This window comes from Parabacteroides sp. ZJ-118, from assembly GCF_011038785.1.
Lineage (GTDB): Bacteria > Bacteroidota > Bacteroidia > Bacteroidales > Tannerellaceae > Parabacteroides.
Window position 1 is genome coordinate 22973 of record NZ_JAAKDT010000037.1, and the last position, 11650, is coordinate 34622.

8 protein-coding genes and 2 tRNA genes are annotated in these 11650 nt (G+C 47.9%); 4 read left to right on the forward strand and 6 right to left on the reverse strand.

Annotated features, from left to right (window positions below; genetic code table 11):
- Positions 1–7: 7 nt before the first annotated feature.
- Entirely contained in the window at positions 8–706 is a 699-nt protein-coding gene (locus G7Y39_RS10460; protein ID WP_165157422.1) for a 16S rRNA (uracil(1498)-N(3))-methyltransferase, read from the forward strand.
- Between the two features lie 41 nt (positions 707–747).
- On the opposite strand, the gene guaA is transcribed toward G7Y39_RS10460, so the two are convergent.
- The 3 genes from guaA to G7Y39_RS10475 form a co-directional block, all read right to left on the reverse strand.
- A complete protein-coding gene (gene guaA, locus G7Y39_RS10465; RefSeq protein ID WP_165157423.1) occupies positions 748–2268 on the reverse strand; it encodes a glutamine-hydrolyzing GMP synthase in 1521 nt (506 codons plus the stop codon).
- Between the two features lie 19 nt (positions 2269–2287).
- Positions 2288–2359: transfer RNA gene (locus tag G7Y39_RS10470), tRNA-Cys, on the reverse strand.
- A gap of 67 nt (positions 2360–2426) precedes the next feature.
- A tRNA-Cys gene (locus G7Y39_RS10475) sits at positions 2427–2498 on the reverse strand.
- Between the two features lie 162 nt (positions 2499–2660).
- Between G7Y39_RS10475 and rfbC the strand changes: the two genes are divergently transcribed.
- Together rfbC and rfbB are read left to right on the forward strand one after the other, a co-directional pair.
- Positions 2661–3218 carry a dTDP-4-dehydrorhamnose 3,5-epimerase gene (gene rfbC, locus G7Y39_RS10480; protein ID WP_165157424.1) on the forward strand — a complete coding sequence of 186 codons (558 nt, stop codon included), beginning with the start codon at positions 2661–2663 and terminating at the stop codon, positions 3216–3218.
- A 13-nt stretch (positions 3219–3231) separates the two neighbouring features.
- A complete protein-coding gene (rfbB, locus tag G7Y39_RS10485; protein ID WP_165157425.1) occupies positions 3232–4371 on the forward strand; it encodes a dTDP-glucose 4,6-dehydratase in 1140 nt (379 codons plus the stop codon).
- Here the strand turns inward: rfbB and G7Y39_RS10490 are convergent.
- The 3 genes from G7Y39_RS10490 to G7Y39_RS10500 all read right to left on the reverse strand — a co-directional run bounded on the left by G7Y39_RS10490 (position 4363) and on the right by G7Y39_RS10500 (position 11051).
- A complete protein-coding gene (locus G7Y39_RS10490) occupies positions 4363–7662 on the reverse strand; it encodes an AsmA-like C-terminal region-containing protein (protein ID WP_165157426.1) in 3300 nt (1099 codons plus the stop codon). The two genes, rfbB and G7Y39_RS10490, sit on opposite strands and share 9 nt — an antisense overlap.
- Before the next feature lie 145 nt (positions 7663–7807).
- Positions 7808–9718, reverse strand: a complete 1911-nt coding sequence (locus tag G7Y39_RS10495) for a nucleoside-diphosphate sugar epimerase/dehydratase (RefSeq protein ID WP_165157427.1) — start codon at positions 9716–9718, stop codon at positions 7808–7810.
- A 52-nt stretch (positions 9719–9770) separates the two neighbouring features.
- A complete protein-coding gene (locus G7Y39_RS10500) occupies positions 9771–11051 on the reverse strand; it encodes a DegT/DnrJ/EryC1/StrS aminotransferase family protein (protein ID WP_165157428.1) in 1281 nt (426 codons plus the stop codon).
- Between the two features lie 109 nt (positions 11052–11160).
- On the opposite strand from G7Y39_RS10500, the gene G7Y39_RS10505 reads away from it, so the two are divergent.
- Positions 11161–11487 (forward strand): DUF4143 domain-containing protein, encoded by a 327-nt coding sequence (locus G7Y39_RS10505; RefSeq protein WP_255453020.1) that lies wholly within the window; start codon positions 11161–11163, stop codon positions 11485–11487.
- The last annotated feature ends 163 nt before the right edge of the window (positions 11488–11650 follow it).

Below are 11650 nucleotides of genomic sequence, written 5' to 3' on the forward strand. Positions count from 1 at the left end.
AAATCATATGCAGATTTTTTACACACCGGATATCGCAACAAACCCGGAGTTACCAGAAGAAGAAGCAGGACATTGTATACGGGTACTTCGTCTAGGTGAAAGCGATGAGATACTGTTGACGGATGGGCAAGGCTCTTTTTATAAAGCGGCTATCAGCCGGGCGCATCCCAAACATTGTGAGGTGACCCTCCTGGAGAGTTGGAAACAACCCGATCTATGGAACTTCAATCTCCATATAGCCGTAGCTCCTACTAAAAACATGGACCGAATGGAGTGGTTCGTGGAGAAAGCGACAGAGATAGGGATCAATGCGATCACCTGTCTGAATTGTCGTTTCTCGGAGCGTAAAGAGATCAAGCCGTTTCGATTGGAGAAGATATTGGTCAGCGCCATGAAGCAATCCCGGAAAGCGACTTTGCCGGTGTTAGAAGGAATGACGGAGTTCAAGAAGTTTGTCGCCACTCCCTTTGACGGACGTAAGTTCATCGCCCATTGCGAGGAAGGCGAGAAACCGCTGTTGAAACGTATTTATCAGCCGGGAGAGAACGCCTTAATCCTCATCGGGCCGGAAGGTGATTTCAGCTCGGAAGAAATCAAACTGGCTCAAGCGAACGGCTTCGAGCCGATCTCTTTGGGAGAGAGTCGGCTGCGTACGGAAACGGCCGCGCTAGTCGCTTGCCATACGATTCATGTGCTAAATCAATAGAAATCCGGTTATATAGGTTTGCGAGATCAATGTAGGCCTCATTACTCCCATTCGATGGTTGCTGGCGGCTTCGAGCTGATGTCGTACACGACTCTATTCACGCCCTTCACCTTGTTAATGATCTCGTTGGATACCTTGGCGAGGAACTCATACGGAAGCTGCGCCCAATCGGCGGTCATGGCATCCGTGGAAGTTACCGCACGCAAAGCCACCGTATTCTCATAGGTACGCTCATCACCCATTACACCTACGGATTGGATCGGAAGCAGGATTACCCCGGCTTGCCAGATCTTATCGTAAAGCCCCCACTCACGCATCAACGACATATAAATATCGTCAGCGTCTTGCAAGATGCGGACCTTCTCCGGCGTGATATCCCCCAAGATACGGATACCCAATCCCGGTCCCGGGAACGGATGGCGCTTAATCAAACGCGGTTGCATACCCAACTCCATACCGACACGGCGAACCTCATCCTTGAAAAGAAGGCGAAGCGGTTCGACGAGTTTCAAGTTCATCGTATCCGGAAGCCCTCCCACATTGTGATGGCTTTTGATAACCGTACCTGTAATAGACAACGACTCGATCACATCCGGATAAATCGTGCCTTGTCCCAACCACTTGATATCTTTCAGCTTATGCGCCTCCTCATCAAAGACATCAATAAATCCTTTGCCAATGATCTTACGTTTCTTCTCCGGTTCCGTAACCCCCGCTAAGGCTTTATAGAATTTATCTTTCGCATTTACGCCGATCACGTTCAATCCTAAATGCTCATAATCCCTCATTACGTTCTCGAACTCATTCTTGCGCAGCAGACCATGATCCACGAAAATACAAGTCAAGTTCTTACCGATCGCCTTATTCAACAATACAGCCGTAACGGACGAATCCACACCGCCCGAAAGAGCCAAGATCACCTTATCATCTCCCAATTTCTCCTTCAACTCCGCTACGGTAGACTCGATGAAGGAAGCCGGAGTCCAATCCTTGGCGCACCCGCAAATATTCAAGAAGTTATCCAACAACTTCGTGCCGTCTGTCGAATGGAATACCTCCGGATGAAACTGAACGCCCCACGTTTTCTCGCCTTCCACGTGGTAAGCGGCAGCCCTTACGTCGTCCGTGCTGGCGATCACCTTGAAATGCTCCGGCAATACGGTAATCGTATCCCCATGAGACATCCATATCTGCGAACCCGCATGGATCCCTTTCAGTAATTCATCCTCACCATCAACGTGCGACAAATTAGCACGTCCATACTCACGTGAATTGGCCGGTTCCACATTACCTCCGGATGTATAAGCCAGGAACTGCGCTCCATAACAAATACCCAAGACGGGATATCTTCCACGTATCTCGCTCAAGTCTGCCTTAAAGGCATTCTCATCGTATACGGAATAAGGACTTCCGGAAAGGATCACACCTCTCACATCGGTAGCGTCATGCGGGAATTTGTTATAGGGAACGATCTCACAATACATATTCAACTCTCTGACCCTACGGCCGATAAGCTGGGTTGTTTGCGAGCCGAAATCAAGAATAATAAGTTTCTCGTGCATGCGATCTATGATTATTTAGAGGTTCCTGGCGGATTCGAACCGCCGTACATGGTTTTGCAGACCACTGACTAAACCACTCATCCAAGGAACCCAATCCATTAAAAAATAAGAGCGAGCCCTAATTTTCAATTATTAATTCTGAATTTTCAATCATTAAGAGGTTCCTGGCGGATTCGAACCGCCGTACACGGTTTTGCAGACCGCTGACTAAGCCACTCATCCAAGGAACCCTAATCTCAACACAAAACGACCACCTCCGTTTCGCAAGTGCAAAGAAAGATAATAATATTGGAATTACCAAACTTTTCTTTTTTTTATTTTTCCCCTCCGAATATTGTAGAAGTAGAGAAAATGAGCTTACCTTTGCCTGTCAAATAGATAAATAACAAAAAATGACTTATACAGAAACTGTAATACCGGGCGTATGGATCATCGAGCCAAAAGTATTGAAAGATGCGCGCGGATACTTTATGGAAGCTTTTAAGCAAGCGGAGTTCGAGGAACATATCGGGAAAATCCAGTTCGTGCAAGACAACGAATCTTGCTCTTCTAAAGGCGTATTGCGAGGATTACACTATCAGCTGGCGCCCTATTCTCAATCCAAATTGGTCCGGGTGATCAAAGGACGGGTATTGGATGTGGCCGTAGACGTGCGTGAAGGCTCACCCACGTTCGGCCAGTATGTAGCGGTAGAATTATCGGACGAGAATAAACGCCAGTTATTCATTCCACAGGGATTCGCCCACGGATTTCATGTGTTAAGCGACGAAGCGATCTTCACCTATAAAGTAGATAATCCATATACTCCGACGCACGAACGAGGAATCCGCTATGACGATTCCACGATCCATGTAGATTGGGACATCACCGATCCGGAAGCGATCAACCTATCCGAGAAAGACACCCAGGCTCCATCGCTGAAAGACGCTGAGCTTAATTTCAAATACTAAACACTGTACAGATATGAAAACTTACCTAGTTACCGGCGCTGCCGGTTTTATCGGTGCCAATTTCATCAAATATATGCTGGCGAAATATGACGATATCAAGATCGTTGTCCTAGACTTGCTGACTTACGCGGGAAATTTAGGCACTATCGCCGAGGATATCGATGGAGTACGTTGCGAGTTCGTGAAAGGCGATATTTGCGACCGTACCTTGGCCGACCAGCTATTCGATAAATACAACTTCGATTATGTCGTGAACTTCGCCGCTGAAAGTCATGTAGACCGAAGCATCGAAAACCCGCAGCTATTCCTGCAAACCAACATCCTTGGTACACAGAACTTATTGGATGCCGCGCGAAAAGCATGGGTTACCGGTAAAGCCGAGACAGGCTACCCGGTATGGCGTGAAGGCGTACGTTTCCATCAAGTCTCCACCGATGAGGTCTATGGAAGCCTAGGTGCCGAGGGTTATTTTCACGAGACCACGCCTTTAGATCCCCGAAGCCCGTACAGCGCCTCCAAAACAAGTGCGGACTTATTTGTAAAGGCTTATCACGAGACGTATAAGATGCCGGTATCTATTACCCGTTGTTCCAACAACTACGGGCCTTACCATTTTCCGGAAAAACTGATTCCTTTAATCATAAAGAATATATTGGAAGGTAAATCCCTGCCCGTATATGGCGACGGTACAAACGTACGCGACTGGTTATATGTAGAGGATCATTGCAAGGCGATCGACACCGTAATCCACCACGGGCGTGTGGGAGAGGTTTACAACGTAGGCGGTCATAACGAGAAGCAGAATATCGAGATCGTAAAACTCACGATCCGGACGATCCATCAACTAATGACCGAACAACCGGAATATCGCCAAGTATTAAAGAAAAGAGAGATCGGTGCCGATGGACAAATCGCTATCGACTGGATCAACGACAGCTTGATAACATTCGTGAAAGACCGTCTGGGTCATGACCAACGATACGCCATCGATCCGACGAAGATCACCGACGAATTAGGCTGGACACCGGAGACCCGCTTCGAAGTCGGTATCGTAAAAACCATCCGTTGGTATCTCGAAAACCAGAAATGGGTAGAAGATATCACCGGTGGAGATTACATGAAATATTACGAACAAATGTATGGATCACGTTGATTCATCGACATGATTGTGTGCATGCGGATGAATCTCGGAGAGGCTGTTCCCTAATTCGGGAGCGGCCTCTCTTATTTGTTTCCAGATCGTCTTGCGTATCTCCTCCCTCACATTCCTGCGGGTACTATCCAGTTCCGCTTGCTTGGCAGGCTTCAAGAAATCTTTATATTTACATTTCACGATCTTGAACTTGAAATCATCCAGATTCCCTTTTATATCGATGCCCAACTTAAACGGAACCGGTGATTTTAATACCGAGAGATGGTAATCGAACGTCATATCCAGATTATGCGTCCCTCCTACGGCCACTTTATACCGGTCCATCTCCACCAGGAATGGGAATACCTCGATCTTGCTATCATGGATCGCTAAATCTACCGCTATACTATCGATCATATTCCGCTTCTTATTTTTAAACATCAGCGTCTTCGATATCTCGGTGAATGTCTCACCATCCAGCAACACCATATTCTTTCCGCTCAGGTAGCAAGAGGCATTTACAGACGGAAGCAACACAGACATCGTAGAATCCGCCTTGCAAGTCGCCGTCATCTGGCAATCTACCATGCCTTCGAACGAACGAAGCATCGGTACCAATGTATCGATATTCGGGAATAGATGAATTAACCGTTCCACTAAAATGTCATTTAAGAACAACTCAAATCCCATAGTCGCCTCTTGATCTGTTTGAGCCGTATAGACCATCGTCAAATCTCCCGAACCGATATTCGAGCTCATACATAAATCACTCAGATTGATACTTTGATCCCGGATTACAACCTCACCTTTCACATTCTCCAACTTCAGATCCTTAAAATCAATTCTTTTAGCATTTGTATGAAGCGTCAGATCCAAGAATTCCGGAACGACAAATAGTTGAGAGATCGAATCCGTAGCGACACTATCCACGGTATTCGCGAATAGATGATCCTTCTCCAATACGGGGATACTGTCTTCCGGGAAAGCTCCGACCGAATTGGATGCCAATTGATCGGAAAACCGCAAACCTTTACCTATAGCCAGCATCAATTGGTTACAATCGATCAGATCGGATTCCAACTCGAAATTCGCTTTCAGCTTTCCCCCCCGTAGCATGGCTCGCCGGATGCCGCTAAGCTCTCCGCTCAAAGTAAGATCGCTTTTTCCTAAATGCAGGCGAGCGCCACTCAACGTCATATTGTTCGTGTTAAACGTCACGCTTGTCTCATCAATATACATAGGAATAGGGAATAAACGGCTAAAGCTCCTCAATTGCTTAAACCTCACTTGTCCCCGAGCCTCCCATTGACGCAAGACGCTGTTTGAGGAAGCCACCGAATCTGACCGCGACCGCTGTCCGTTCGTTCTCCGGATGATCCGCGCACGCCTGCTCAATGTATCACCGGCGGCGATACGGCGCTCACGTTGTTGACGGACCGCTTGCCGATAAGGCAATGCTTCCAAGGAGAACCGGCTTTCCGTCAGCACCATACCCGTCCGTAGAGGGATAAGAATATATTTTAAGGTATCCACCGAGATCGTAGCTCCCGCCATAGGAATCCGCTTATCTGTAGAAGAAGCCTTGATCCCGCCCTTCAACACCGTCTTACCGGCCACCATCCACGTAGAATCCGGCAACTTCGTACGTAAATGATCAAATTCCAATCCCGCGGTCATAGGGATAACAGCCGTTGTATCAATAACCGGCGTCGTGTTGGCTACCATCTTCAATCCACCGATATTCGTACGGATCTCATCCTTATACTTTATATTCAAGGTATCCACCGACAAATTAGCGCTCAACAAGCCTTTCGCGTTCAGATATTTGCTTTCATTTTCAGTAGAGCCTACGAACAGATTCGCCCCGGCGATATACATATCCACACCCAACGGTTTACTAAACGCCTTGAAACGATCAATCGTCAAATCACCGGATGACTTGACCCTCCCAAAGCGACTATTCACGATATCATCCACCCTAAACGCCGTAGATAAATCAGCCATCATAGTACCCTCCAGCAACAGCGTATCGGGATTCAAAAGATCTTTAGCCAAACGGGTAAAATCGACCCGTCCTTTCATCTCTGCCCGAATCGCGGGGTTCCTCCGGATATCCCTAACCTCGCCACTCATGGTCAACGAGGTATTCAATCCGATCAATGTCAACTCTTCCAGAGAGACATAGGAAGAATCCGGGTAAGCGCCATTCAAATGCAAATCCACGTCCATGCGCAAGGTATCAATCCCCTGCTCGATCCCCTTTATATGATAAGAGCCATCCTCTATCTTGCAGCATACGTTCACGGTAGGAACGATACTATCCCCTAATTCCCCACGGATATCCCCTTTCAGAATAATACGTCCCTCGGCGAGCGTCTTATCCCGATCCTTAAAATATTCGTCCGGAATAAAATGTAAGAGGTCATTCATATCGGAAACCTTCAACCCGAAAGTCAAATCGATCCGCGACGGATTATCCTCGGTAGCCGATACCATAAAGCCATCCGCCGTAAAAGGCAAGTTATTCACCAGCAACTCGGCGTCCCTCAACCCCATCCGGCGAAGTCCATCAGCCAACAGCAAACGTCCCTTGAATCGTAACGCCAACTTATTCGCCAAAGAATAAGACGGGCTACGGAATACGATTGAGGAAGAACCGGTCTCCACATCCAACTTATTCCCTCGCTGGGTCAAAAGGCCATCCATATGTAAAAAGAAACCATCAATCGCCGTATATAAATCCTGCCGGCGGTCATCATAGACAAAGTGCCCATTCGTAATATGCACTTGCTGCAAATCTATTTTAGGCAATGGAGACGACGATGATTCGTCTACCGAATCCATCTCGCTTTGATAAATCTCCCAATTCGCCTTTCCCTCCTCGTTCACATAACCATAAAAACGGATACTATCCATGATAACCCGAGGAACCGTTATTTTCCCGCTAAACAGATAATCCGTAGGGTTCAATACGACGAGCACCTTTTTAAAAGACAGCAAAGAATCCGAAGGAATCACCAGATCCTCCTGATAGTCCATAGAATCCTTCGCCAGATGTGAGATCAGACGCCCATTCGTCAACTTCACTCCCAGATAAGGATACGTCTCGAAATAAGTCAATTCCACCCGCTCACATTCCAAATGAGCCTCAATAAATTCGTTTGTTTTCTCTACGACCAGCGGTGTCAGCTTTTCCGGGGGTAAGACCGCCCATTTCAGTATCCCAACCCCAATCAAAGGCAGTATGAAAAAGACCCCGACCAACGCGGACACAACAACCGGCAATATCTTTCTTATTCGTACCATGCTCATTCCTTCTTCTTATCACAAACAACACGAATTGGATCGTGTAAGCAAAAGTACGAAATACTATCTCATAGGCAACGTTTTTATCCCATAAAAAAAGGCCCCTCGCGGTGAGAGACCTTCTTTTCACATCTTATTTATTTTCTACAATTTATTTGTCCAGAGCCTCGTATTTAGAATGCTGGCTCTTAAACTCGGGAACGATCTCCTTCATCCGCTTCACGATCTGCATATCCCCCTCCACGGCACAAGCATGCACCAAGGCATCAATCCGCCGATTAGCGTCCGCATAGTCATACGCCCGCACTTGGGCGATCTTGATCTTCGGATGAAAAGTCGGCTTAGTGGTCTCCTCCTCATTGAGTACCTCCTCATACAACTTCTCCCCGTCTCGCAATCCCGTGAACCGGATCTCGATTCCCTTCACGCCGCTCAGACGGATCATCCGCTCAGCCAAATCCACGATCCGTACAGGCTTACCCATATCGAACACGAAGATCTCGCCCCCATTACCCATCGTACCGGCCTCAAGAACCAGCTTACAAGCCTCCGGTATCAACATAAAGAAACGAATGATATCCTTGTGCGTCACCGTAACCGGACCGCCCCGCTTGATCTGTTCTTTAAACAACGGGATCACGGAACCGTTCGATCCCAGCACATTCCCGAAACGAGTCGTCACGAATTGCGTACGACCACTCACCTTCCCCTCCTTGATAGCCTGGTCCAGGCTCTGCACGTAGATCTCGCAAATACGTTTCGAGCAGCCCATCACGTTCGTAGGATTCACCGCCTTGTCCGTCGATACCATCACGAACTTCCGCGTGCCATATTTCACCGCCAAGTCAGCGATTACCCGGGTGCCGTCCACGTTGTTGCGGACACTCTCCTCCGGATTATCCTCCATCATGGGCACATGCTTGTAAGCCGCGGCATGAAACACGTAATCCGGACGATGCTCCTCGAACAGCGCCTCCATGCGTTCACGTACACAAATATCGCTCACGACCGTATAGGAATCTATATCCGGCCACTCACGAGCCATCATCAAGCGGATATCGTGCAAGGGAGTCTCTGCCTGGTCAATCAAGACCATACGCTCCGGAGCGAACCGGGCTACCTGCCGCACGATCTCGCTACCGATACTCCCGGCGGCTCCTGTTATCAGAATCCGCTTACCGGTAAGCAGCCCCTTCACCGCCTCCAAGTCTATCTCGATCTTATCGCGGGGCAGTAGATCCTCTATATTCACCTCCCTCAGCTGGGTATGGTTCAAGTCGCTCTTCCCGTCCCACTCTTGGGCGGCAGGAATCATATAGATCTTTATATTCGCCTTGATCAACCTGTCCACCATCTCCTGATTATTCCGGATCGCCTCAACCTTCAATGGTGATACCAACAAAACACCGGCCTGTTGCCTTCTCATCACACCAACCAACTCCTCGTTATTCGGGTAAACCTTGACCCCCATCAAATAACGATGCCCCATCTCTGTCATGTCCGAGATAAATCCAGCCAATACAAAACGAGCCGGATCCTGATTCTGGATACTTTTCGCCAGACTGACCCCACCCTGCTTCACGCCATAGATAAAGGCACGTTCCGCCTTAGCTACCCGAAAAGTACTCACATAAAAGAATTTAACGAACACACGGATCATCCACATCAAGCTCATCGCCAACAATGCGGAGAGGATCAGATCCCGTTTACGGATATACATCAAATAAGGAGAGAAATCCGTCAATGCCTGAAACACGACCACGCAAATCAAGCCAAACAAGACAGCGAACCCCACCTTTTGCAAATCTACGAAAGAAGAGTAACGGATGATCCCCGAATAGGTATGAAACAGGCGAAAGCCTACCAGATAAGGGATCAGGCATACCAATAGCGTGACCAATAGGCGTCCTAAGATATCCAAGGTCGACAACACACCATTATTCAAGGTATACACCAATAAGCCGGAAAATAAGATCAAGCAGCAATCCAGCAAGATAATACCCCAATAAGGCAAGGATTTCTTGGAAAAGTACCAGGTAGATAGTCTGGAAAAAAGATTCATGGAAACTTCAATATATTTTTCTTTACACAATTCACGGCACAGACCTCATCCCTTACAACACAGGCGAAACAGATAAGAGATGGATAGCGGCTTTGATGGTGTCGACGATATAGCGGACATCATCGTCAGTAACATACGGCCCTGAGGGGAGGCAGATGCCGACTTTGAAAAGGCCCTCGCTTACGCCGTTGACGTATGCAGGGGCGTTCTTATACACCGGCTGTTTGTGCATCGGCTTCCACAACGGTCGGGCTTCGATATTGGCCTTGTCGAGGCAGACGCGGAGCGCCTCAACGTTGTCATTGGGCTGGCAGTCGGTTGTAGCCTTTGATGCGGCGTGGATTACGCCGGCTGCTCCGCCGACAGCTCCGGTCACAATCTGTTTGTAGGCATTCTCCTGCCCTTTTATGCGCAAGTTGGGGTCAAGTGTAGCTGTACAGAGCCAGAAGTTGGAATCGCTTTCCGGCCACGGATTGCCGTGCATAGTCACACCCGGCACATCTTTGAGCAGCTCTTCATATAGAGCCTGTACGTGTTTGTGGTGAGCGATATGGTCATTGATGACGGTCATCTGACCGCGACCGATACCGGCACAGATATTCGACATCCGGTAGTTATAACCGATAGCCTCATGCTGATAGTAGGGATACGATTCACGCGCTTGTGTGGCGTACCACAAGACCTTGTTCTTGTCTTCGGCGTTACTGCAAATAAGCGCACCGCCTCCCGAAGTGGTAATCATCTTGTTCCCATTGAACGACAATACGCCGTACTTGCCGAAGGTGCCAAGTACCCGGCCGTTGTACCGTGAGCCTAACCCCTCGGCAGCATCCTCGATTACGGGGATTTCGTAACGGTTGGTAATCTCCATGATACGGTCAACCTGATACGGCATACCGTAGAGTGCCACAGGAATAATCGCCTTCGGCTTCTTACCTGTCTTGGCAATACGATCTTTGATAGCGACTTCGAGCAGTTCCGGATCCATATTCCATGACTCCTCTTCTGAGTCAACAAACACCGGCGTTGCCCCAAGGTAGGTGATCGGATGGCTCGACGCACAGAAGGTAAACGACTGCACGATCACCTCATCGCCCGCCCCTACTCCACAGGCGATCAGCGCCAAATGCACCGCCGCCGTCCCAGCCGACAATGCCACAACCTGCTTTGTCACTAAACTCTGTTCATTAACGAAGTTCTCGAGGTCTTTCTCGAACCCGTTGACATTCGGGCCAAGGGGCACCACCCAGTTTTGGTCGAACGCCTCCTTTATAAAATCCTGTTCCTTGCCTGACATGTGCGCCAAGCAAAGCAATATCCTCTCTTTTCTCATCTTTTTTATTGATTTTCTTGTATATATCAAATTTAAGATGCAACTTCGCAAAATAGCAAGGTTGCATCTTAAGATTTAAACAATGATTGATTTTGTTCCCCGGCATATAATGCCCCAAATAGAAGAGTGTGTTAACTATTATCCCACTATAACCGATACAGGGTTGCTGTGTAGCTTGCTGGGAATACGCAATCCGATGGAATTAACTTCCCATCCTATGAGAGGGCAGATTTTTGAAAACCATGTGGTCGCTGAGATGAAGAAACAAACTGACATTGAACGGCACAGAACCTCCCTATTCTTTTACAGGGAAAACCGGGGAGTGGAAGTTGATTTGATAAAGGAGAAAATGATTGGAGTCAACTATGAACTGTATGAAATCAAATCGTCAAAGACATACCGTGCTGACTTCTCCACAAATATGAAGCGGGCGTAAGCGTCCAAGCACAGCCGGACGAAATTGCAAATCACGGATTCAATGGCTGTTAGCTTCTATCCCCTGATTTTGTTTTCATTAAACATTTAGTATTTATTAGTACTCAAACCCATGTTCATGGGGAGCATGCTGCTGTAATCGGTGCACCCGCGCACGATTTTGG

Bases quoted from the DNA above. Each gene is read 5' to 3' on its own strand.
- G7Y39_RS10505 (WP_255453020.1), top strand. From the start codon at position 11,161: ATGCCCCAAATAGAAGAGTGTGTTAACTATTATCCCACTATAACCGAT.
- G7Y39_RS10490 (WP_165157426.1), bottom strand. From the start codon at position 7,662: ATGAGCATGGTACGAATAAGAAAGATATTGCCGGTTGTTGTGTCCGCG.
- guaA (WP_165157423.1), bottom strand. From the start codon at position 2,268: ATGCACGAGAAACTTATTATTCTTGATTTCGGCTCGCAAACAACCCAG.
- G7Y39_RS10500 (WP_165157428.1), bottom strand. From the start codon at position 11,051: ATGAGAAAAGAGAGGATATTGCTTTGCTTGGCGCACATGTCAGGCAAG.
- rfbC (WP_165157424.1), top strand. From the start codon at position 2,661: ATGACTTATACAGAAACTGTAATACCGGGCGTATGGATCATCGAGCCA.
- G7Y39_RS10495 (WP_165157427.1), bottom strand. From the start codon at position 9,718: ATGAATCTTTTTTCCAGACTATCTACCTGGTACTTTTCCAAGAAATCC.
- rfbB (WP_165157425.1), top strand. From the start codon at position 3,232: ATGAAAACTTACCTAGTTACCGGCGCTGCCGGTTTTATCGGTGCCAAT.
- G7Y39_RS10460 (WP_165157422.1), top strand. From the start codon at position 8: ATGCAGATTTTTTACACACCGGATATCGCAACAAACCCGGAGTTACCA.